Annotated in this window: 21 protein-coding genes and 2 pseudogenes; 15 read left to right on the plus strand and 8 right to left on the minus strand. The window is 58.9% G+C overall.

Features of this window, described 5'->3' with window-relative positions:
• Positions 1–130: 130 nt before the first annotated feature.
• The 5 genes from HGP17_RS11180 to HGP17_RS11200 are packed head-to-tail and all read right to left on the minus strand — an operon-like array spanning position 131 to position 5930.
• Positions 131–979 (minus strand): fumarylacetoacetate hydrolase family protein, encoded by an 849-nt coding sequence (locus tag HGP17_RS11180; RefSeq protein WP_168808827.1) that lies wholly within the window; start codon positions 977–979, stop codon positions 131–133.
• 38 nt (positions 980–1017) lie between these two features.
• Positions 1018–2328 (minus strand): MFS transporter, encoded by a 1311-nt coding sequence (locus HGP17_RS11185; RefSeq protein WP_168808829.1) that lies wholly within the window; start codon positions 2326–2328, stop codon positions 1018–1020.
• Between the two features lie 52 nt (positions 2329–2380).
• Complete coding sequence (locus HGP17_RS11190; protein WP_348648915.1) at positions 2381–3958, minus strand: bifunctional 3-(3-hydroxy-phenyl)propionate/3-hydroxycinnamic acid hydroxylase; 1578 nt, start codon at positions 3956–3958, stop codon at positions 2381–2383.
• Between the two features lie 30 nt (positions 3959–3988).
• Complete coding sequence (locus HGP17_RS11195; RefSeq protein WP_168808832.1) at positions 3989–4882, minus strand: VOC family protein; 894 nt, start codon at positions 4880–4882, stop codon at positions 3989–3991.
• Positions 4883–4886: 4 nt separating this feature from the next.
• A complete protein-coding gene (locus tag HGP17_RS11200; protein WP_348648916.1) occupies positions 4887–5930 on the minus strand; it encodes an amidohydrolase family protein in 1044 nt (347 codons plus the stop codon).
• Between the two features lie 125 nt (positions 5931–6055).
• On the opposite strand from HGP17_RS11200, the gene HGP17_RS11205 reads away from it, so the two are divergent.
• The 8 genes from HGP17_RS11205 to HGP17_RS11240 all read left to right on the plus strand — a co-directional run bounded on the left by HGP17_RS11205 (position 6056) and on the right by HGP17_RS11240 (position 14024).
• On the plus strand, positions 6056–6775 hold the full coding sequence (locus HGP17_RS11205; protein WP_168808836.1) for a GntR family transcriptional regulator: 720 nt from the start codon (positions 6056–6058) through the stop codon (positions 6773–6775).
• 115 nt (positions 6776–6890) lie between these two features.
• The gene (locus tag HGP17_RS11210; RefSeq protein ID WP_168808838.1) at positions 6891–7814 is read left to right on the plus strand and encodes a LysR family transcriptional regulator; all 924 of its coding nucleotides are present in this window, start codon (positions 6891–6893) and stop codon (positions 7812–7814) included.
• 112 nt (positions 7815–7926) lie between these two features.
• Positions 7927–8871, plus strand: coding sequence for a hypothetical protein (locus HGP17_RS11215; protein ID WP_168808840.1), 945 nt, complete (start codon positions 7927–7929; stop codon positions 8869–8871).
• Positions 8872–8887: 16 nt separating this feature from the next.
• Positions 8888–9268 (plus strand): cupin domain-containing protein, encoded by a 381-nt coding sequence (locus HGP17_RS11220; protein ID WP_168808842.1) that lies wholly within the window; start codon positions 8888–8890, stop codon positions 9266–9268.
• 19 nt (positions 9269–9287) lie between these two features.
• Positions 9288–10244 carry a VOC family protein gene (locus HGP17_RS11225; protein ID WP_168808844.1) on the plus strand — a complete coding sequence of 319 codons (957 nt, stop codon included), beginning with the start codon at positions 9288–9290 and terminating at the stop codon, positions 10242–10244.
• 37 nt (positions 10245–10281) lie between these two features.
• Entirely contained in the window at positions 10282–11634 is a 1353-nt protein-coding gene (locus tag HGP17_RS11230) for an MFS transporter (RefSeq protein WP_168808846.1), read from the plus strand.
• Positions 11635–11650: 16 nt separating this feature from the next.
• Complete coding sequence (locus HGP17_RS11235) at positions 11651–12412, plus strand: cupin domain-containing protein (protein WP_168808848.1); 762 nt, start codon at positions 11651–11653, stop codon at positions 12410–12412.
• A 10-nt stretch (positions 12413–12422) separates the two neighbouring features.
• Positions 12423–14024, plus strand: a complete 1602-nt coding sequence (locus HGP17_RS11240; RefSeq protein ID WP_168808850.1) for a bifunctional 3-(3-hydroxy-phenyl)propionate/3-hydroxycinnamic acid hydroxylase — start codon at positions 12423–12425, stop codon at positions 14022–14024.
• Positions 14025–14743: 719 nt separating this feature from the next.
• Here the strand turns inward: HGP17_RS11240 and HGP17_RS11245 are convergent.
• Positions 14744–14980 carry a hypothetical protein gene (locus HGP17_RS11245; RefSeq protein WP_168808852.1) on the minus strand — a complete coding sequence of 79 codons (237 nt, stop codon included), beginning with the start codon at positions 14978–14980 and terminating at the stop codon, positions 14744–14746.
• A gap of 11 nt (positions 14981–14991) precedes the next feature.
• Positions 14992–15135, minus strand: a complete 144-nt coding sequence (locus HGP17_RS11250; RefSeq protein ID WP_168808854.1) for a hypothetical protein — start codon at positions 15133–15135, stop codon at positions 14992–14994.
• A gap of 146 nt (positions 15136–15281) precedes the next feature.
• Here HGP17_RS11250 and HGP17_RS11255 point away from each other — a divergent pair, with 146 nt between their 5' ends.
• A complete protein-coding gene (locus HGP17_RS11255) occupies positions 15282–16319 on the plus strand; it encodes a helix-turn-helix domain-containing protein (protein ID WP_168808856.1) in 1038 nt (345 codons plus the stop codon).
• 714 nt (positions 16320–17033) lie between these two features.
• Entirely contained in the window at positions 17034–17231 is a 198-nt protein-coding gene (locus HGP17_RS11265; RefSeq protein WP_168808858.1) for a hypothetical protein, read from the plus strand.
• Positions 17232–17435: 204 nt separating this feature from the next.
• On the opposite strand, the gene HGP17_RS11270 is transcribed toward HGP17_RS11265, so the two are convergent.
• Positions 17436–17738: a DUF982 domain-containing protein gene (locus tag HGP17_RS11270; protein WP_168808860.1), complete on the minus strand. Its 303-nt coding sequence runs from the start codon at positions 17736–17738 to the stop codon at positions 17436–17438.
• Positions 17739–18361: 623 nt separating this feature from the next.
• Here HGP17_RS11270 and HGP17_RS11275 point away from each other — a divergent pair.
• The 5 genes and pseudogenes from HGP17_RS11275 to HGP17_RS11295 all read left to right on the plus strand — a co-directional run bounded on the left by HGP17_RS11275 (position 18362) and on the right by HGP17_RS11295 (position 21794).
• Positions 18362–19000, plus strand: a complete 639-nt coding sequence (locus HGP17_RS11275; protein WP_168808862.1) for an acyloxyacyl hydrolase — start codon at positions 18362–18364, stop codon at positions 18998–19000.
• A 95-nt stretch (positions 19001–19095) separates the two neighbouring features.
• Positions 19096–19908, plus strand: a pseudogene (locus HGP17_RS11280) (sensor histidine kinase); the annotation flags it as partial.
• Entirely contained in the window at positions 19905–20324 is a 420-nt protein-coding gene (locus tag HGP17_RS11285) for a response regulator (RefSeq protein WP_168808875.1), read from the plus strand. The pseudogene HGP17_RS11280 and the gene HGP17_RS11285, both read left to right, overlap by 4 nt.
• 242 nt (positions 20325–20566) lie before the next feature.
• Positions 20567–20869, plus strand: a pseudogene (locus HGP17_RS11290) (ABC transporter permease); the annotation flags it as partial.
• A 109-nt stretch (positions 20870–20978) separates the two neighbouring features.
• Positions 20979–21794, plus strand: coding sequence for a sulfurtransferase/chromate resistance protein (locus HGP17_RS11295; RefSeq protein ID WP_168808879.1), 816 nt, complete (start codon positions 20979–20981; stop codon positions 21792–21794).
• The last annotated feature ends 6 nt before the right edge of the window (positions 21795–21800 follow it).

The following is a 21800-nucleotide window of genomic DNA, read 5'->3' on the forward strand; positions in this document are numbered from 1 at the left end:
TCCCTTCCGAAAGAATTTCAATCGATCCCGGCAAATTGAAGGGCGCAAATCGCGCCGCCTCATGTACTTTGCCGGCCCCTGTGGGCCTGTCGACCTCCATCGGTTCGCAACCGCAAACTGTAAGCATATACTAACCTAATTCATCAACGATCGGGTTGCTGAGAATGCCGAGCCTGTCGATCTCCACCTCCACGACGTCTCCCGGCTTCATCCACAGCGGCGGCTGCCGCTTGGCGCCAACCCCGCCCGGTGTGCCGCTGACGATGACGTCGCCCGGTTCCAGCCGCGTGAAGCTGGAGCAATATTCGATCTGCCGGGCGATATCGAAGATCATCTGGCCGAAGGTCGCATCCTGGACCACCTGGCCGTTAAGGCGGGTCTGTATCCGCAGATCCGGTAGCGGGCCGAGTTCATCCGGCGTCATCATCCAGGGGCCGAAAGCGCCTGTATCGGGGAAATTTTTACCCGGCGTGAACTGATGCGTATGACGCTGGAAATCACGCACGCTGCCGTCGTTGTAGCAGGCATAGCCGGCAACGTATCCCATGGCCTCGTCGCGGGTGATGTAACGGCCTGATTTGCCAATGATGACCGCTAGCTCGCCTTCATAATCGAGATCCGTCGATATTTTCGGGCGCACGATCGGCGCCAGATGACCGATCTGGCTATTGGCGTAACGCGCGAAAATGGTCGGGTTCTCGACTTCGGAACGGCCGGTTTCCTGGCGGTGCATTTCGTAGTTCAACCCGACGCAAAGGATCTTGTCCGGGTTCGGCACCACGGGTAGCCACTCGATATCCGCAAGCGGTGTCGCAGTGGCAGAGGCAACTGCCTCCGCCACGCCCGCCAGGCCGGCCGCGATGGCTGCTTTGAGATCGGCGTAACGATCGGCAAGCACGGTGCCGACGTCACGGAAGCTATCCTGATCGACAACGCCCCAGGTCGTGCGGCCGGCTATTCTGACGGTGGACAATTTCATATTGGTCTTCTCCTTGAGTGTGTGGAAGTGGCGGGCCATCAGGCCCGCTGCATCTGATCGGAAATACGGCCGCGCTCGCCAAAACGCTGAATGGTGCGGTCCGGGAAGATCAGCGCGAAGGCGGAAATCGCACCGATGATGAGGATTGCTGCGGTGAACATCATCGCGTTCGCATAGCCTTCGGACAGATGCTCGGGGCCGGCCCGCTGGACGATCATGCCGGTGATCGCATTTGATGCGAGGGCCGAGATGGCATTGGCGGAATAGATGACCACGATGAGCTTGCCGCGTTGAACGGCCGGAGCGACCGCACCAAGCGTGATCGGACCATAGATCGTGGTCAGACTTGGCGCTGCGAAGGCGATCGCAATCAGCACAAGCTGCAACGCGCCGCTGGCATGGACGGAGCCAATCAGGGCGAGACCGCTGACGAGCAGGGCGTATCCTGAGGCGCTGCCGAGTGTCGTACGCTTGCTGACGCCGCGCTGAAGCATACGCTGTGCGATCCAGGAACCGACGAGCAGAAGTGGCGACTGGAAGATGTACACCGCGGAGATCACGCTGCCGGTCTGCACCTGGCTATAGCCCAGCCCCTGCTGTAGGAACGGCGGCAGCCAGGTCGCGGACATGCCGACGATCCAGTAAGACATGGTCGACATGATGATGACACCGAGAACCGTCGGATCGAGCCAGAGCTTGCGGGCGGGGATTGGTGCTTCGGAAGGCGGGCTTGCAGCGGTCTTTTCGTTGCTCGCCGCGTAAGGGCCTTCGCCGCCGATGAACAACCAGGTGAAAAGCCAGCAGATACCGATGACGCCGCAGAACAGGAAGCCCGTACGCCAACCATGCTGGACGATGATGTAGGTGAGGATCGGACCGCCGGCGAGCAGGCCGACGCTGATGCCTTGCAGGACGACCGCGCTTGGAACGCTTCGCTTCTCCGGGCTGAACCAGTTATGCGCGGCATGAAGTGCGGTCGGCAGGCCCGGCCCCTCACCAAGACCGAGAAGAATACGGCAGGTCACCAGAACCGTCACGGAACTGGTGAAATAGATCGGGATCTGGGTCAGTGACCAGATTGCGGCGAGGATGACAAGGATCCATTTGACGGGGACGCGACCGATCACGAAAAGGCCAACAAGAACGCCTGAAATCGAAAACAGCAGAAAAAAGCTGCTGCCGATCAGACCGAACTGCTGCGGCGTGATCTGCAGTTCCTTCATCATCGGGACCGCCGACAGGCCGAAGACGAGCTTGTCGAAGAAGTTCAGCGTTTGAAACAGGAAGAGCAGGATGAGCACCGCAAACGGACGCCACGGACTGCTTTTCTGGATTGCTGGATCGGTCATGTTTTCCTCCCAAAAACCGTATCAGGACGTCATCTGCGGAACGCGCCGGGCCTCATGCAAGACGCCGATGCAGATCCGAAAGCTGTTCAGTGAGATCGGCGAGCGATCTCGCCGCGCCGAAAACGTAATGGTCCGGACGGACGAGAGCGGCGATGACGCCGTGCCGGTCGAACCATGCGGAAAGCACACCGTCCCTTTCGCGAAGCGTGCTCGGATCGCCAGCGTTATCTTCTTGAGGGGAAACGGCCCTGACCACGATGCCATCGATCGTATTGGCCAAGGCTTCGCCCTCCCCCGTACCGATCCGGCGACCGTCGAGAACCAGCCGCCACTCCGATCCGGTGAACTTATCCAAAAGGCGCGGAGAATCGCCTTCAACGATCGCCGGCTGCGGGAAGAGCAGCCCCCGTGCCGGGGTGTCCTCTTTTGCGATCAATCCATCCTCGATGGGCGGGACGATTTCCTGGCGGGTCACGGTGAGCGGCTTGCCGCCACCATCGGCGAGGATCTTGGCATCGCGTGCGGCAGCGGCTTCCGGATCGCGTTCGCAGATCGTTTGGCCGATCGCCTTGATCTTGCCGGTCAGTGTCTGCACATGCCGCTTGCGTTCAACCGTATATGTGTCGAGCAGCGCTTCTGATGATTGCCCCTTCAGTATGCGATCAAGTCTCCAGACGAGGTTGGAGACGTCGCGAAGCCCCTGGCACATGCCCTGTCCGATGAACGGTGGCTGCTGGTGTGCGGCGTCACCGGCAATCAACACACGACCATTGCGCCATGTGTCGGCGACCAGCGCATGAAAACGATAGGCAGCGGCGCGCCAGAGATCGCCTTCTTCAGACGTCAGCCAGGGTGACAGCAGCCGCCAGACGTTTTCCTGTCTTTCCATTTCGCGCGGGTCTTCGCCCGGCAAAAGCATGATCTCCCAGCGGCGGTGGTTCTTAGGGCCCATGATGTAGCTCGTAGGCCGCGCCGGATTGCAGAACTGCGCCGATGTATGCGGCAGCTTGCCGAGTGCATCTTCATGCACCTGCACGTCCACAACCAGCCAGGGTTCGTCGAAGACCAGATCCACCAGTTTCATACCGGACTGTTCGCGCACCTGGCTCCAGGCGCCGTCGCAGCCGATCACGTATTTTGCGGCAACCCTGCGGGTCTTGCCGGATGCGTCCTTCAGGGTTACGGCGACCTCGTTCGCCTGCGGATCGAGGCTGGTCATTTCCATGCCAAGCTCGACCGTTACGCTGTCAAAGCTTTCGGCATGCTTCCGCATCACAGCCTCGACCGGCGGCTGGGTAAACACCATGCTCGGCGTGTAACCTAGCGGATAGGGTTCCGGCACCATGTCGATGCGGCGGATGAGCTGCCCTTGGGCACCGAAGTGCTGGGAGGCCGTGAACGGGGCGATGTAAGGCAGAACCTCGTCGGCTATGCCCATATTGTCGAAGTGGCGCAGAATCTCGTGATCGATGGCGATGGCGCGGGGCTTGTCATAGATGCCGGTCAGCCGATCAACGACCAGTGTGGAATGTCCGCGCGCACCGAGCATGCCGGCGGCAACTGCGCCGGCTGGGCCGAAACCCACCACCAGCACGTCATAGCGGTTCGGAATATCGTTCTCGTTTGTCACGAAAAGCCTCCGCATATTGAAACGGCGGTGTCAGTCGCCGAAAAATCCGATGGAAATCTGAGCTTTCTTGCAGGCATCACTTTTTGGCGGTGCGATGCCCCAATGGTCGGTTCGTCCCGGGGGCCATACCCATTCCTCCGGGCCTCGTACCCGATAGCTGTCGTCCACCTGCAGGACCTCGGCGGTGTATTCGATGACCACGCCGGTCGGATCGACGAAATAGGCGAAGACATTGTCGCCAGGTCCGTGGCGGCCAACGCCCCAGCCGATCGGGAAACCCTGATCGATGACCTGTCCGGAACCGCGCATGACCGACTCCAGATTCGGCATCAAGAAGGCGACATGGTTCAGGCCGTTTGCGGATGCCTCCGCCAGCACCACCGCATGGTGATCGACGTTGCAGCACAGAAACGCCATAAGCTTTGAGCGATCCGTCAAACGGAAACCGAGGACATCGCGATAAAAGGCACACAGCGCCTCGATCTCAGCAGTGTTGATGTTCACATGCGCAAGGCGGTACGGCCGATTGGCAACGATCGCGCCTTGCCTGCGGCGGTCGCCATGTACGAATTCCAGCACGGAACCCTGCGGCTCCCGGATGACAAAGCGTTCGCCGCCGGACGGCGCATCGGCCTCGCCCGGCTCTCGCAGGACGACACAACCAGCTGCGACGGTCTTGCTGAAGAGCGAATTCAGGTCGTCTGCTGATCGCACGCGGAAAGTGATCTTGCGCAGTTCGGGGCGATCGCTTCGCTTCAGCTCCAACACATGAAAATCGTCGCCGGTCGCCGCCAGGAAAACCTTGTCCCCGGCTTCAGCAACGACTTCCAACCCCCAAACGCGGGTGTAGAAGTCGATGGAAGCTGAAAGATCGGGCGTACCCAGCTCGACGCTCCGCAGGGCGGAAATAGGAAAATCGGCCATCTGATTAAACCTCATCCAGCGCGAGGAAAGCCCGCGCATTCGCGAATGTCAGGCGTTTGCGCAGTTCGACATCGTCGAAAGCCTCGTTGATGCGTGCAACAGGCTCCTCTTCGCGAAAATTGAAGGGGTAGTCGGTGCCGAGCAGCACCCGCTGTTCGCCGAAGACGGACACCAGACGCCGCAATGTGTCCGCATCGAAGACGAGCGAGTCCACGTAAAAGCGCCGTGCCTGTCCCGAGGGCGCTTCCGGCATGATCTCCTTGACCGCCGGAAACGCAGCATAACCCTGTTCCAGGCGCGGTAACAGCGAAGCGAAAGTTCCTCCGCCATGGCTGAAGGCGATCCGGAGCTTCGAGAATTTCTGAAGCAGCCCGCCGGTGATCACCGAAGCCGCCGCCAGACCGACATCCGTCGGATACCCAAGTACCTGCTGAAGCGGCGCCGGCCCGACGAGCCGATCCATGCCGGCCGGCCGCACGGCGTGGACGAAGACCGCCGCACCGAGCTTTTCTACTTCCGCAAAGAGCGGGTGGAAGCGCGGGTCGCCGATCGCGACACCGTTGATATTACTGCCAACCTCGATGCCGCGGAAGCCGAGTTCACCCACGATGCGATGCAGCTCGGTCAAGGCAAGATCGATATCCTGCATCGGCAGACCGCCCAACCCGACGAAACGCCCCTGACCTTCCGCAACAAGCGCAGCAATCGCGTCGTTGACATGACGCACGAGATCGTTGGCCGCACCCGTGTCAATCCAGTACCCGAAAAGCTCGGGCATGGGCGAAAGGGCCTGAAGCTCTATGCCGGCGCGATCCATGTCCTCGAGCCGCCGCTCAGCTACCCAGCAGGCGTCACTCACCTGGCGATAGGGCTTCCCATCGATGACCACAGCCGCATGACAATCGTCAGAGGCAACCATGGACGGCCAACCGCGTACAGTGGAGCCGCCACGCGGCAGCGGAAAACGGGCAGGAACAACATGGCAATGAACGTCGACGCCGCCGCAGTCACAACCGCTCCTCAAGCGTTTTGCCCTTTCCTCGCCCACGCTTTCCTCCTGTGTTGTCCTTTCGAATAATATACAAACTTCAACCCGTAAAGGCATAATTTATAAATTTTGAGATTTCGATATGCTCGTGTATATAAAAACCAATCTTGATCTGTAGGAGCCACATGAACGTCGATGCGCCGAACAAGGGGCTTGATAGCCCCGCTACGCTTGCCACGACCATCTACGAGCGCTTGAAGGGCGATATCTTGTTGGCGAACCTTGAACCTGGCCGCAAGTTGCAGCTTCGTTTTCTGATGGAACATTACGAAGCCGGGCAGACACCCTTACGGGAAGCGCTCAACCGCCTCGCCACCGAAGACCTGGTCATCGGCAGGGAGCAGCGTGGCTTCTTCGTAAAACCGATCAGTCTCGAGGAATTGGGGGAACTGACAAAAACTCGGTGCTGGGTAGAAGGCATAGCTTTGCGCGAGTCGATGGCTAATGCCGACCCGGCCTGGGAGGAAGCCCTTATCGTGGCCCATCACCGGCTTGATCGGGCGCCCCGCTCACTCAATGCCGAGCGATTCCAAAGCAACCCGGAATGGGAGCGCCTGCACAAGGCTTTCCACGCCGTTCTCATCAGCGGCTGCCAGTCGCGTCCGCTGATCGGCTTCTGCGAGCAGCTTGCGGACCGGCTCGGCCGCTATCGTGCGCTCTCCAGTCGCAAGGCATTCAGGGTGCGCAGGGTAAGCCAGGAACATGCGGACATCGTGAAAGCGGTCCTGGATCATGACGGCGAAGAGGCCATGCGCCTCCTGCAGCGGCATTATGAACAGACTGCCGAATTCGTCAGGGCCGACCTGGAAGCGACTGATGCCGGCGATACAACGTTGCCAGCCTGACCGGATCAATCAATCTGATAGGGCAGGCCTGTCGCAGTTGGTTGAATCCACGATAGTTTCTAACTGATTGATTGGCCTGGTCAAAAATTTTCGAATTCTTTCAGGACGTCCGACTATGACAGGCCTTAACCCACGCCATTTGAAATATCTTCAGGTCATTGCGGAGAGGGGATCGCTGTTGGCTGCCGCAAAGGCCCTGAATATCGCACAACCTTCCCTTTCCGTCAGCATTTCGCGGATGGAGGATGTTGTCGGCGAAAAGCTGATGGATCGGGGACGGCACGGCGCCGTCTTGACCAAGGCGGGGCAGATCTTGGTTCGGCATGCCGAGGGTCTGGACAACGCGTTGGAAAATGCCCTTGAAGAGGTCCGCCTATCGTCGCTCGGCGTTAGCGGTCCGATGGTCGTCGGTGGAACGCCTCTGGCAACGGCGAGCATCATTCCCGAGATCCTGTCGAAGATCGTGGTGGATTTCATGCCGATCCGATGCGACGTCGTGGAAGCGTATGACGAGGACCTGATCAAGGGTCTTCTGAACAACGAGATCGACGTGGTGATTTCTTCCATGCGGGCCGAAGTCCTCGAAACGAACGGGATTGGCCTCATCGCCAGCGAACCGCTATTTTCGGCGCAAACCTCCGCCGTCGTACGAAGCGGCCACCCTTTTGCTTTGGAGAAGACGCTGTCGCTGCGGGATTTGCAGGATGCACTGTGGGTATTGCCGCCACGCGGAAGCATTATTCGCACGCTGATCGATTCCGGATTCACGGTCGCCGGCATTCCCGTCCCGCGAAATCTCATCGAGGCCGCACCGTTTGGCGTTCTGAAAGAAATCGTCAAGCAGACCGGTGGCGTCACCATTCTGTCCGATCAGATTGTCAGAGCAGAGCTAGCCGAAGGATCTCTCGTGACTGTTCCGCTGACTGAACACATGACACCGCGCGTTTTCGGGATTCATCGCCTGAAGTCCCGTGATCCCAGTCCGTTGGCAAATCGCTTTATCGAGATCGCCAGGCTTATCGGCACAGACCTGAAGTGACCGGCGGCAAAGTTTCTATAGCTGAAAACTATATAAATCGCATAATTTCATATTTTACATAATAGGCATCCTCCCGCACTATCACGGAAAATCTGAAGGGCCGGGAGGAACCATGGCACTCGACAGGTTACCCCTAGCTACCCGTATCCATCTTGTCGGCGATTTTCCGCTTCTCGGTGAGCGTGAGATCTACCAGCTATGCCATGCAGAGCTTGGCGCCCGGCTTCTCTACTATCCCGACACCCGCATCGTGGACGGCGACGATATCAGGGCATGGCTGGCCGGAGCCGACGGAATAGCGCGGCTTTCGCGCCGAGCCCGTGGCTCGCTCGATGCCCTCGAGGCGCTGAAGAAGGCAGTCGCACTGCCGACCGGCATCCGCGCCTCTCTCAGCATCCTGGCTCCGTTTAAAATATCGCGTTTCGCCGAAGCTGAAGATCGGCTGGAACCGGACGCGGACTCAGCCTACGCCGAATGGCTGATGGACGAGGTCAAGCGGGTCGTAACCGATCTTCCCTCGTCTTCTGCCGATCTTGCGGTCCAGATAAAGCTGCCTTTTGCCGACCTTGCCGAAGCCGCGGAAAGCGACACTGGACACAGCGCGTTTGCGGACGCTCTTTTGGAACACGTTACGACTATAATTGGTGCCGTCCCCGAATCCATTCCGGTAGCCTTACATATGAATTGCCGGGACGGCGCAGGCTTCAAGATCCAGCCGAAGCATTTTGCGGATATGGTGGAGTTGTCAAATCACCTGCAGGGGCGGTGCGTCCGGCGGATCGATCTCCTGCACATTCCGGTTCCGCTTGTGGTGCCCGACGAGAGCTTCTTCTCCTCCCTCAGGGACCTTGATCTGTCGTTCCAGACCCGGCTCTGCCTCGGTCTCATCCACCTGTCCGACGGAGTGGATGGTGCGATGCGCCGTATCGCGCTTGCCCGGAAAAACTTCCCGGAATTCGCGGTCGCTGCGCGTAGCGGATTTGCCGCCCGTGAGCCTGCCGTGATTGCCGATTTTCTAAAACTTCATGTCGACGTCGCGTCGGCATGTGAGCCCTGACGCAGTGGAGATTGCCATGAAGAAACCGATCAAAGCCTACAGCTGGGACGACATCCCCGAACGTGAACTCAAACCCGGCATCATACAGCGCGGCTTCCGAAGCGATGGCGTCATGGTGACCTACAACTACCTGCAGCCCGGCTGCAAGGGTTCGCCGCACAGCCATCCGTTCGACCAGATTTTCATGGTGATCCAGGGCCGGGTCACGTTGCATGTCGAGGATCAGACGTTCGACTGCAAACCCGGAACGGTGATCCGCATCCCGCCCCATTACATCCACTATGTCGATCCGCCGTCTCCCGAGGACGGCGTGGCCATCAACGTCGATATCTTCGGTCCAGCCCGTGAGGACTACCTCAACATCGTCGCCTATCAGGATGACGATTTCTCGAAGTGATGCCGAGGGAGAGCAAGTCGTGAGAATTTCGGTAAAGAGCGTCCAGAGCGTCGAGATAGAGATGGCAGATCCCGAGCGTGCGGCCCGCTTTTATGTCGACGTCTGGAAACTGGAGATCGTCGCCCGCGACCATGGAAGCGTTTATCTCCGCGGCACGTGCGATGCACATCATATCCTGGCAATCCATCCCGCGAAGGGTCCCGGCGCCGTTCGTCGCACGGTAATGGATGCCGCGAACCGCGATGTGGTCGATGCATTGCACGCCCGTGTCGCGGCCACAGGCGTTGCGGTCGAAACCCCCGGGCTTTTGGATCGCATCGGCGGCGGATACGGCTTCGGTTTCGAGGATCCCGAAGGTCGGGCCTTCGCGGTAGTCACGGACGATATCCGTCACAAGTCTGGTTTCGGCTCAAGCGATCATCCAATCAAGATCGCCCATATCAACTTCAACGATCCGCAACCTGAAAACCTCGTTTCCTTTCTCGTCGACGCTCTCGGCTTTCGCGTCAGCGATCGGGCAAGACGGCAGATATTCCTGAATTGCGACAGCCCCGATCACAGTTCGATCGTGGTGTGCGGGGCGCCATGGCGCACCCTCAACCACCTTTCCTTCGAAATGAAGGATCTCGATGCTGTGATGCGCGGCGCCGGTCGAATGATCGATGCAGGCTACCCAATCGAGTGGGGCCCCGGCCGACACGGCTGTGCGCACAACACCTTCGCCTATTTCGCTGGGCCGGAGGAGTGGCCTTTGGAGTACACGTCCGACGTCGATCAGATTGACGACAGTTACGAATACCACGGTCCGGAATACTGGGCCTGGCCACCTGGCCGACTGGATCATTGGGGCGTGACACCGCCGCACACCGCTCGCTGGAAGCGTCTGCAGGATCTCTATGCTTTTGCGAAGGACGCCTATCGCATCCACCCGCATCCGAGGGAGCGGCTGTCTGCCTTGACCAGCAAAAATGCCTGATTGAACCAAGTTTCCATCTGTGGAGGAGGGATTGGACATGAATACCCGAGTGGATGTCGAGCAGGTGCTCGGCCAGATGCCTGTCGGAGGATACCGCATTGCCGTCTTTGCACTGGCGGTGCTGCTTGCGATGCTCGACGGCATCGACAATGTCACGCTGGGCCTCGTCGCCCCGGCATTGTCCGCGGAATTGCAAATTCCCAAGACCGATCTCGCTTCCGTCTTCACGGCGACGCTTGTTGGCTTGACCGTTGGGGCGATGATACTCGGACCGGCCGGCGACAAGTGGGGGCGACGCCCTGCGACCCTCGCCTGCACGGCCTTCTTCGGCATCTTCACCCTCGCCAACCATTATGTGCAGGGTTTGAATATGCTGATCCTGTTTCGCTTTCTGGCAGGCATCGGCATCGGCGGGCTGCTGCCGAACATCTGCGCGCTGGTATCGGAATATTCGCCGAACAAGCAAAGACAAACCGGCGTTCTCGTGGTCAGCGGCGGCATCGCCGCAGGCGCGATGCTCGGCGGTATTCTGGCCTCTTTCATCGAGCCGGCATTCGGCTGGAGGTCGCTATTCATGGTCGCAGGCGGCGTGACGATCCTCGCGCTGGTGATCGCGATTGTCCTTCTGCCGGAATCGATCCGTTTCCTGATCGCCCGCAACCCGAGCCATCCGGATGTCTATCGCCTTCTCAAGCGGGTATCGCCCTCAGCCGACATCCCGCAGAACGCCCGCTGGATGGTCAGCGAACGGCCGGCGGCTGGGACTTTTCGCGAGCTGTTCGCAGGCGGGATGGCGGTCACGACTATTGTCCTATGGGTCAGCTACATCCTGATCCTGTCGACCATGTATCTGCTGTTTCAGTGGCTGCCGACCCTGGCGCGGGAATTCGGTTTCTCTCCGGCGATGGCGACCTATGCGTCGACGGTGTTCAACCTCGGCGGCATGGTCGGCTCCGTCGTTCTCGGGCCGATGGCGGCAAGGTGGGGGGGTTACCGGGTCTCCGCCATCAACTTCCTGGTCATCATTCCGGGAATGATCGCTTTGGCCTCTTCGCGCGATATGCAGCTGCTTATGCTGTTCAGCTCCTTCGTCACCGGCTGGACGATCATGGGTGGACTCGGCGTCATCAACGCCCTGACGACGGATGCCTATCCGACAGCAAGCCGTTCGACCGGCCTTGGCTGGGCAAGCGGGGTGGGTCGGCTTGGGTCCTCGTTCTCCCCGTCTTTCATCGGATGGCTGATGGTGTCCGGCGGATGGGCGGCCCATGACATCCTGATGCTGCCTATCCTACCGGCGATCATCCTGACGCTCGCCGTTCTGACTATCGGCACGCTCAACCGCAGACAGGCAGCCAACGTCAGCGGAATCGCTGCCACACATATCTAACAAGGGGTCTATGGCGATGCGGTATGTTCAAAAACTGAAACCGGACATTGGTGCGGAAGATGCGCCAGGGGCCCGGACCTCCGTCTTCGGCTCGCTGAATGCGATCGGACCATGCCGCATCGATCATGTTCGTCTCTCCGCCGCGGCTTCACCTGTCGATCTGCATTCTCCGACCGAGGAAAGGCTGATCTACGTGCTTGCGGGGGCGGTCGCGCTTAGGGAGGGTGCCAACGTCGTCCGGCTCGAAGCAAATGATTTCCTGTTCGTACCGAGGTCACGCGCAATCGTCATGATGGGAACAGATAGCTCGGCGCAACTGCTCGACATCCACGTACCGGTCACGTGCGACTTGCCCTCACTCGGTGCAGCCAAGGCACTATCCGCCCTAAAGGGACGCGTCGATGAAAACGCATTCTCGGCTCACACCGCTCATGCTGCCGAAGGCCGGGCCTTTGATACGCAGACACTTGTCGACCGCAAGATGGGCTCCGAAAGCATCAAGGCTTTCGTTTCGCTCGTTCATCCCGGCAGCGGGATGGGACTGCATGTCCATCCGTTCGACCAGTTCTACTACGTCCTGCACGGGCAGCTGTCTGTACGACTAGGTTTTGATGCAGGCGTGATGAGCGATGGCGATATCGTCGCCTTTCCTGCTGGGCTGATCCATAGCAATTCCAACGACGGCGCAGGCCCAACACTCTTGCTGACAATCAACGTTCCAGAAGTGCCTGCCGGCACCAAAGGCGCCTACACCATCGATCTTCAAAGCCAAAATTAAAGAGATTAGAATGAACGACTATCAGGTCATCATCATTGGCTTCGGCCCATCGGGAGCAATGGCTGCCAACCTCCTTGGCAAGGCCGGCATCACAACGCTCTGCGTCGATCGCACCACTGAGGTCTACGATAAGCCACGCGCGATTGCTCTCGACCATGAAATCATGCGGCTGTTCGACAATATCGGTCTCCGGGAGAGCATCGAGGCTCATGTCGCCCCCTTCGATCTTTCGGAACATTTCGGGGCATCCGGGCAGCTTTTGCGCCGTGTCGGCATGGTCGGCGAACCCTATCCGCTCGGCTATACGCCGACCATGGTGTTTACCCAGCCGCCGGTGGAAAAAGCGCTGCGAGCCCATGCGGCGCAATGGCCGAGCGTTTCGGTCCTGCTTGGAGCCGACGTCACTGCTGTTTCGAACGTTGCAGACAAAGCCGTCGTTTCGTTGCGGGAGTCAGACGGGACAGAGCGGAACGTGTCAGCACAGTATATCATCGCCTGCGACGGTGCCTCAAGCGGGACGCGGGAGCGGCTCGGATTGACATTGGAAGACCTCAATTTCGATGAGCCGTGGGTGGTGGTCGACGTTCTCGTCAATCCGGACAAGCTCGATCGTGTTCCAGTCAACTCGTCGCATTTCTGCAATCCCGAGCGTCCGGTCGCCTACATCGTCGGCCCTGAAAACCACCGGCGGTGGGAGATCATGTTGCGCGAGGACGAAAACCCGCGCGATGTCGAAAAGCAGGAATGGGTGTGGAAATTCCTCGATCGTTGGATCACGCCGGACGATGCGACGATCTGGCGCTCCGCCGCCTATCGGTTTCACGCGCTTGTCGCCCCGCAATGGCGAGAAGGGCGCTTTTTCCTCGCCGGCGACGCCGCGCACCAACAGCCGCCAATCCTCGGTCAGGGCATGTGTCAGGGGATGCGCGATGTCGCCAACCTCTGCTGGAAGCTTCAGGCAGTTCTGAGAGACAACGCCCCGTCGGAGCTTCTCGACACCTACGGCGACGAGCGCCGCGACCACGTTCGCGAACTGATCATGAAGATCAAGGAGATCGGCGCGGTTCTGTGTGAACGCGATCCGGAAGCCGCGATCCGCCGCGACGAGCGCATCCTGGCGGAAAGCGATGGATTGCCAAGGACACTTTTTCGCCAGTCGATCATTCCGCCAATCCGTCACGGCCTGATCGATTCGACCGGCGGCGCCGGTACTGGCGAGCTGTTTCCGCAGCCCAGCGTGACATCTCGAGGCGGAAAAGGCCTGCTTGACACGGTTTGCGGCGGTGGATGGCGACTGATCATTGACGCGCAGCCCTTCGGTGAGCTTTCGCCTTATATTTCGGATAAGGCGCATCAGATCGGAATGACCATTCTGTATCTGCGACCCGAGAATCTTCCGGCCAACGACGACGTTATGGCTTTCGTCGAGGAAAGCGGCATTCTTCGCCGATGGTTCGACGAACGCAAGACAAGCGCGGCGATCGTTCGACCGGATCATTATGTCTACTCGGTCGCCACCAGTGAAGAGAGTATCGAACGCCATGTCGAAGATTTGAGCGCGCGTTTGCGGCGCGTCAATCCCTGCCCAGACACCATGGAACGGGTGGCTTAAGGCTCCTCCCATCAACATTGTGAGCAGAGCATAACAATGCAATTTATAGCCTTCAAATTCGACGGAAGGAACGGAATAGCTTCGTTGAAGACGACACTGGAAACTCTTGACGGGATGTGAACCTACGTCACGTCGATCCAACCGTTCGCGTCAGATCATGGACGGAATGGCATCGAGGGCCATGCTCATGGGCGGTTGTCCCGGCCAGTACTTTGCCGACGGCGTCATAGAAGGTGAGCAAGCGCTGCAGGACGGTATCGCCGGCGGGTTTTACGACGATGGCGTCGTCGGGGTTTTGGACCAATGTTGCGGGGCAAATGCTCGTCAATGGTCAGGATGGATCCGGCGCTGCTTGCGACCCACCAGGACGGGATGGGCTGCGATCAGCTTGCCGTTCTCGAGGAAGAGTTTGTTGATTGCTCAGGCGTCGATGACCCAAGGCGATATGCATCAGGATCGACAGTGCGGCGGGCGCGCCCGCTATCGCATATAGGAGAGCATCTCGCGGGCTTCACGGAGCGCCTCCTCTTGCGTCCTGAACTTTCGACTGGGGAGACTCCGATGCTCCGTGAGATGAATTATATAAAACCATCGACCAAACCAGGTTCGCCGGGTTTCGACCCGGAACTGGAAGACATCGCTGCTGGAAGGCGCCGTCGACCTGTCGTCGAGTTCTCCGACCGCGCGCTGCGGGTGAACGTCGGGTGCCCCATTCACCGTCATTTCGTAAACTCCTTCATACCCTCCACGACAACTGTCGCACAAAATTCGATATAGGCGTCTTTTTCGGAGGCGAACGGTGCATCCCAGCACGTCAGACGCCCGTTGGTGTCGATGACCTCCAACCACCAGCCGTCGGTGCCCGAGACTTGGAAAATCTCTACCCGGACCGACAAGCCATCATGTGTCTCGTAGCCTGACAGCATGGATATTGTGATTTCAGGATGCTCGACCATCGTCGTTTCGATCAGAGCCGCGCCGCAGTCGGTGCCCAGAAAAAGATGCCGTTCCTGATGGCGACGATGAAAACACAAAGGAGAAATGCCACGAGATAAGTCGCGTTACTGGTGGTTGGCATGTTCGACGAGGTGGCGAATGTGGTCGACTTCATGGAGACTTTCGAAGCGTGTCGGCGCGTTGTCCCGACGTTTTCACTCGACCTGTACCTCGTCAATCCCGAACAGAACGGCCGGGCAACTTGACCGTGATTTCGTGCACAAATAGGATGATTTGCCCTGCCATGGGAGCATAGGACTTATGTCGTCGACGCCTCGCTACATGTCTCTTGAACTTCAGCGGAACAACACGAGCCCTGCTGAGCGGCTCGCCTTGTGGCAAGACGTCATGGGCGCGGCCGACAACGTAACCATTCCGGATCCAGAATCGTTCACCGGCTACTTCACTTCGCTTGCTCTTGGTGAATTGCGCACTATGCGCGTGCGATCTGGCGAGTTTCGCTACTTGCGCGACCGGCACATGGCGCGCAACATCAGCCGGGATCACGTCATGGTCAATTTAACTGTAAGTGGTCGCATCTCTGGAGAAATTGCAGGCCACAGGGTTGTGGCAAACGAAGGGGCTGTTGTGATCTCGCGACTGGCTTCGCCCATGGACATGGTGTTTCAAGAGGGAGCCGAATGGCTGGCGTTGATTATTCCGCGCACCATACTGGACAAATACATGTCGTGGTCGCCGAGGCTCGACGCGCGCGTATTTCAACCTCAATTAGTTCAGGCAATTCTGATAGGCGGGCACCTACGGTCGCTCGATCGGCTGACGGAAGCAATCTCTCCGCGAGACACCAATTGCGCAGCACGTGCGAGCCTCGCGCTTCTGGCTGCGAGCCTCGGCGGCGTAAATCCCGCCGTCTCGAAGGTCGAGCCCACTGAGGATGTCGTTCGATCAATCCGACGCTTCATTGCGGAGCGGCTGTCCGATCCGGATCTCGGCCCTGACGTCATTTGTCGCGAGTTCGCGATGTCGCGTTCGAAGCTATACCGGGTTATGGGCGATAACGCGAATATCGCCGGCATCATCAAGCGAATGCGGCTACGTGCTGTTCGCAGCGAAATTCTATCGGACAGGCAGACATCACGATCACTGGCCGAAATTGCCAGGAGCTGGGGTTTGATAGATGAGCGAAACTTTCGACGCTCGTTCTCAAGCGAGTTCGGCTATCCTCCTTCCTCCTTGCGTAAATCTGTGGGCGCGAGCGGCAGTCCGCGGCACGCCGACTTGAAAGCGAGCGCATCCGATCTCGAACGTTGGTTCCACGGATTGGACTTCGGGAATTAATAGAAGCGGGGACGATAGCCTTGCGACAGCCCGTGGAGAGCAGCAATCGCCGTAAGCGACGCCAGCCCGATGTGGTTTTGACGGAAGTCGACGGGTTGTTCGCCTGATTTGTCGATGCGAACAATGATCTCACTATAATCGGCATTGACGATTTGCCCGTGGGCAGTCCGACGAGCCTATTGGTCGCGACCTGGAGCGTGGCTCGATCGCGCGTACCGCCGGTGATGTAGCGACCGGCACTGAGATCCTAAAGGTCGGCAGCAAGCCGTCATCAATGAGGTCAGCAACACATATCGAACCCGGGCTCGCGGGATCAATAATCTCAAAATTTAACGCCCCAATCACTGCGGACCCGGAAGTCAGGCTCCGGCCCCTGGGTGGTAGCGTTCGCCATCAGCGACCCGGTGCCTCCGCCGATATCATATTCGGCGCCGAGGCCACCCCCGGAACCAAAACTGGTCAAGATCCTGGCCTGGCAGTGCAAATCGGCCGATGCCAATGATTGTTCCGTTCGTCGATCCGGCTTTGTTTTCGAACTGATAATCGGCTTCCGCTTTCGCGAGCAACCGCACGCGATCGTTTAACGGATGCACGAAATCCGCTCCCAGGCGCGCGATCGTCGAATGGCTGCTGCTGTCATCATAGCTGACGGGTAACGCACCATTCGTCTCCGAGTACTGTATCCGCAGCGAGCTGACGGATCTATTCGGAGGAGTGACGGTTTACGCCAATGCGCCGGCAGAAGGGCTGTGGCGTGATGGCAGCGACACCGAGCGCGACCGCATCGTGGTCATCGAGGTCATGACAGAGGAGCTGGATCGTCCGTGGTGGGCCGACTATCGAAAGAGATTGGAAAAGCAGCTATCGCAGGACGAGATCGTCGTGCGCGCGACGACCATCGACCGGCTGTAGAAGCGAAGGAACGGCCCACGTCTTGGCCTTAGAACGTTCCGGATGCCTGGCGTTAGTGCGGCACAGCGCAGGCGGGTTCATGCGTAGTTGCACCGGGCTGTTGTAAAACAAAGAGACGGCGCAATGAGTGTAAAGCTACCTAATCCCATCGACGCCTATGTCGTTCGCGTGTCCGGATGCGCCGCCTCATTTGTTTCCGCTCTCCTATGCAGAAATACGGCCTCCACCGCTTGGTGTCTTAATCATCCAAGGCAGAACCGCGGGCTGCTTGATCAAGATGCCCTTCTTATTGCCGAATGCCCGAATGGCGTCACGTGCCGCATGAAGCGGCTTGTGCCCATCATGAGCCATATAGCAGGTCTTGAGGGTTACCTCATGCACAAGGTCCCGGTCGCGTTCAGGCCACTCCTCAAGAAAATCAATGGCGTCAGCCAAAGATGCTATTTCCCGAATAAGGGCTTTGCCTTCCTTCAGAAAAATGGGGCGGTCGAAGATCTTGGGGTTCATTGCTACCTCACTGAAAACGTTGGTGATCAACAAGGACGGCGCCAATAGAGCGCCCGCCGGAAATCTATTTCCTGGGGTTTTAAGTTTCAATACCGGAATAAAATTTTTTGGTAGGTCATTGCTTGGCCTTCCTGCAAACCCAATGCGCGCAAAGACGCACTTCAGGCAGCACGAGGGCCGCGATGAAAACGTCAGCGATCGAGTCAAGATGGTTGTAATCAGAGCCAAGCGCCGCAGATCCCTATTGTCTAGCGACTGGGTCGCTTCGTCGATCGATTTCCGCAAACAAAACTGCAGGCATGATCAAAACCATTCTTGATATAGTTCTCATGCTCGCTCTCCCTATCGTTTAGGTTCTCGGGCTCGCTTTTGCCCTTGTCGAGATTTCAAAGGCGCTCGGTTGGCTCAGCTAGGTCATGCCGCCGTCAGCGATAACTCAATGGCGGATCTGCAAGCTACGATAGCTACGGCTGAATCCGCTAGCGCAACAGCTGCTGTTGCGGTTTTACATCAGCAATTTCAAATACCCCCGTCGAAATACGAACTCTCTTTATCATCCCGCTCGCGGTGCTACGACTTGGCAAGCTTGCCCGCGAGTCGCGGGTGCCTTGAGGATTCTTTGCATGAGCCTGCACGTCGATCTCGTTAGACATTTTTCGAGAAATGCATTGTCCGCTTTTGTGCTTTTGAGTTCGGTCGCTGTTGCCTACCAGCCAGCGTCCGGTGCTGATCTTCAGCCTGCTTCGGCCCCTCCCGCCGCCGCCGCGCTTCCTACCGCTGCAAAGATCTTTGATGAATTGCGCTTCGGTTTGAGCGGCTCGATCGAGGATGGTCACGATCGCGAAGACGGCGTCATGCCCGACGTAATGCTGCTGTTCAATCCGTTTGGCTACAATCCGGCCGACGACTGGAAGAGCCAGCTCCTTCATCCCCGGATCCATATCGGCACGTCGATCGGCACGACCCATACTGCAGCGCAGCAGCTTTACGGTGGCCTGACCTGGACGCTGACGAATCCCAACGGCTTCTTTACCGAAGCCGGCTTTGGCGGCGTTGTTCACAACGGCAACCTGACGGATGAGAACGATGGTCCGAAGCTCGGCTGTCACCTGCTCTTCCACGAATATCTCGGCGCCGGCTATAATTTCGACAGCCACTGGAGCCTGATGGCGCAGGTTGCCCACTCCTCGCATGCCAATCTTTGCGACGGCCCGAATGGCGGCATGACCCGCGCCGGTCTCATGGTTGGCTACAAGTTCTAAGTCCTCGGCAGCACGCGCGAATGTGGTAGAGTTCGCAGTAGTCGCTACCGATTATCCTGTCCCGAGTTGCCGACCGGCTGTTCATTGTTGGCTCCGTTATCGTCTGGAAGAGGGAGCGGCCGTTCTGGAATGCACTGTTTCTGTCTCCGGTCCGGGACGATAGCGACAAGATCGTCTACTTCTTTGCCTCGCAGCTCGACTTCACCAACGTCAAGTCGCGCGAGGCCGATCTAGCAGCGGCACGCCATCGTGCCGAAGAGGAAGTCGCCGCCCATACCGCAAAACTCGAGGCCGCGCTGAGAGCGAGGTCGCTGCTCGTCCACGAGGTCGACCATCGCGTCAAGAACAACCTCTTGACCATGGCTTCGATCGTAAAGCTCCAGACCCGTATCACCCGGGACGAAGGCCAAAAGCGGGTTCTGAGGTCCGTGCTGAACCGGGTCGAGGCGTTGAGCACCGTCCAGAGAAAGCTATTCACGCTGGAAGACGTTTCACGGTTCGATGTCGCGGACTTCACTAAGGAACTTGTCACCGACCTTGTCGACTCTGTTGGGCGCGAAGATATTCGACTGACGCTCGATGTGCATCCCCTCTATGTGCCTGCCGTAAAGGCGACGCCTCTCGCGTTGATCGTCAACGAGCTTGTGGGGGACGCCGTTCGCCGGGGATTGAGTGACGGCGGTGGCAACATTCATGTCGTCGTCAAGCGTTTGAACGGACATTTCCTCATCAGGGTGGAAGACACTTCGATCCCGGTCGAGGTCGATGTGGATACGGCAGAGATCGGCCGTATCCTTCTCGAAACCGCCGCCAGACAGGTCGAGGCGAAAATCGAAAAACGCATCGACGGACATCGGACAAGCGTCGATGTCACGCTGTTGGTCGACGCACAGGAGAGTGAGCCTTGAACGTTATGATTGTCGAGGACGAGACGCTGCTTGCAATGGAGCTGGAAAGCGAGATCGAGATGGCCGGCCACCGGGTGACGGGGACCGCCATGAACCGCGAGCAAGCCCGCAATCTAACGGAAGCGCATCGCCCTGATTTTGCATTTGTCGATATTCATCTTCAGGACGGTCCGACCGGTATCGACGTCGGTCGCGATCTGGCATCGCAAGGCATTCCCTATGTATTTGTGAGTGGGAACATCAAGAAGATTCCCGAGGACTTCGCGGGCGCTCTCGGCGCCATCGAGAAACCGTACACGTTGAACGGCATGAAAAACGCTCTCGCCTACATCTCGGCGACCGTAGCGGGTGAGGGAAATGTCGCCCCGCCCGCAAGCCTATTGGCAAAACCTTCTCTTACGAAGCCCTCGCCCTGAGCTTGCCTGATCAGCATGTGCAGTTATCCAAGCTGGTCGCAAAGGTTGTTGCATCGACGGAGCGCCCGAACAGGTAGCCCTGGCCAGCCGAATAACCCATCTCGGCAAGCAACGCGCGTTAGGCCTCGGTTTCCCGCCCTCGGCGACTAACGTCAAGCCGAGTGCTCGTCCCAGTCTATGATGCCTTGGACGATTACTCTTCTCGAGGGTCTTGTGGCGAGCGCCGATGGCGGGACGAACGACTGCTGAGGGGGTTCGCGGCCGGTCTCGTGCCTTGTCCACTTACCCTGTGCGTCATGACCTTCGCAATGATCCATGAGGTCGTAGTAACCGGGCTGCTGTTCGCCCTCACGATGATGATGGGCGTCGCGTTCACATTGTCGATCGTCGCCCTGCTCACCGTGGCGTTCCGCGACCGTATAAATCGGCTGATGAAGACGAGACCGCACCCTCTGGCGACGGTGTCGCGCTCAACGAGCGCGCTGGCGGGTCTGGTGCTCGTCGCCATCGCCGTGGTCGAGATTTCGAACTGGGCGACCGCTTGACATGGCGGACCTGCTTTGCGAATTTCGCGGCATGGGGCAGCGATCGCCCCACGAGGCTAAGGCCGAAGAATCGCGTCCTTTAACCCGCTTCAACGGAGGACGCGCTGCTATGCCGTCATTTCTTGAAATCACCCCAGATAAGCTGAGCCGGATCCTCGGAACGCCTGGCGCACCCATTCTGATCGACGTGCGTGTCGACGAGGATTTCGCCGCAGACCCGAGACTACTTCCTGGCTCGATCCGGAAGGATTACCGGAGCGTCGCCGCTTGGGCGCCCTCGATCACAGGTCCGGCGGTGATCGTCTGCCAGCAGGGAAAGAAGCTCAGCCACGGCGTCGCCGCCCATCTGAGACACGCTGGGACCCAGGCGGAGGTTCTCGAAGGCGGCTTCGAGGCCTGGAGGAGAGCCAGCGGCATGCTTGTCGCCGATGACAAGATCCCATCGCGCGATGGGCAGGACCGCACAGTCTGGGTGACGCGCTCGCGCCCAAAGATCGACCGCATCGCCTGCCCGTGGCTGATCCGCCGTTTCGTCGATCCTTCCGCCGTCTTCCTCTTCGTGCCGGCTTCCGAGGTGTCGCTGGTCGGCGACCGCTTCGCTGCGACGCCCTTCGACGTCGAGGACGTGTTCTGGTCCCACCGAGGCGAACTCTGCACCTTCGACGTCATGGTCGAGGAATTCGGCCTGCAATCCGACCCTCTCCTCCATCTCGCAAAGATCGTAAGAGGCGCCGACACCGACCAGCCGGACCTTGCGCCGGAGGTGCCGGGCCTGCTGGCGGCCTCTCTCGGCCTGTCGCGCATGTACAACGACGATCTTGAACAACTGGAAGCGGGAATGACCCTTTACGACGCCTTCTACCGATGGTGCCGGGATGCGACCGCCGAAACGCATAACTGGCCGAACGCCAGGGCGGGGCAATAACATGGC

Origin of the sequence: Rhizobium sp. P38BS-XIX, assembly GCF_012641435.1 — a bacterium.
Lineage (GTDB): Bacteria > Pseudomonadota > Alphaproteobacteria > Rhizobiales > Rhizobiaceae > Rhizobium.

Excerpts from the sequence above, each read along its gene's own strand:
- HGP17_RS11180 (WP_168808827.1), bottom strand. The coding sequence starts at position 979 with ATGAAATTGTCCACCGTCAGAATAGCCGGCCGCACGACCTGGGGCGTT.
- HGP17_RS11185 (WP_168808829.1), bottom strand. The coding sequence starts at position 2,328 with ATGACCGATCCAGCAATCCAGAAAAGCAGTCCGTGGCGTCCGTTTGCG.
- HGP17_RS11195 (WP_168808832.1), bottom strand. The coding sequence starts at position 4,882 with ATGGCCGATTTTCCTATTTCCGCCCTGCGGAGCGTCGAGCTGGGTACG.
- HGP17_RS11205 (WP_168808836.1), top strand. The coding sequence starts at position 6,056 with ATGAACGTCGATGCGCCGAACAAGGGGCTTGATAGCCCCGCTACGCTT.
- HGP17_RS11210 (WP_168808838.1), top strand. The coding sequence starts at position 6,891 with ATGACAGGCCTTAACCCACGCCATTTGAAATATCTTCAGGTCATTGCG.
- HGP17_RS11215 (WP_168808840.1), top strand. The coding sequence starts at position 7,927 with ATGGCACTCGACAGGTTACCCCTAGCTACCCGTATCCATCTTGTCGGC.
- HGP17_RS11220 (WP_168808842.1), top strand. The coding sequence starts at position 8,888 with ATGAAGAAACCGATCAAAGCCTACAGCTGGGACGACATCCCCGAACGT.
- HGP17_RS11230 (WP_168808846.1), top strand. The coding sequence starts at position 10,282 with ATGAATACCCGAGTGGATGTCGAGCAGGTGCTCGGCCAGATGCCTGTC.
- HGP17_RS11235 (WP_168808848.1), top strand. The coding sequence starts at position 11,651 with ATGCGGTATGTTCAAAAACTGAAACCGGACATTGGTGCGGAAGATGCG.
- HGP17_RS11240 (WP_168808850.1), top strand. The coding sequence starts at position 12,423 with ATGAACGACTATCAGGTCATCATCATTGGCTTCGGCCCATCGGGAGCA.
- HGP17_RS11245 (WP_168808852.1), bottom strand. The coding sequence starts at position 14,980 with ATGGTCGAGCATCCTGAAATCACAATATCCATGCTGTCAGGCTACGAG.
- HGP17_RS11250 (WP_168808854.1), bottom strand. The coding sequence starts at position 15,135 with ATGAAGTCGACCACATTCGCCACCTCGTCGAACATGCCAACCACCAGT.
- HGP17_RS11255 (WP_168808856.1), top strand. The coding sequence starts at position 15,282 with ATGTCGTCGACGCCTCGCTACATGTCTCTTGAACTTCAGCGGAACAAC.
- HGP17_RS11270 (WP_168808860.1), bottom strand. The coding sequence starts at position 17,738 with ATGAACCCCAAGATCTTCGACCGCCCCATTTTTCTGAAGGAAGGCAAA.
- HGP17_RS11275 (WP_168808862.1), top strand. The coding sequence starts at position 18,362 with ATGAGCCTGCACGTCGATCTCGTTAGACATTTTTCGAGAAATGCATTG.
- HGP17_RS11295 (WP_168808879.1), top strand. The coding sequence starts at position 20,979 with ATGCCGTCATTTCTTGAAATCACCCCAGATAAGCTGAGCCGGATCCTC.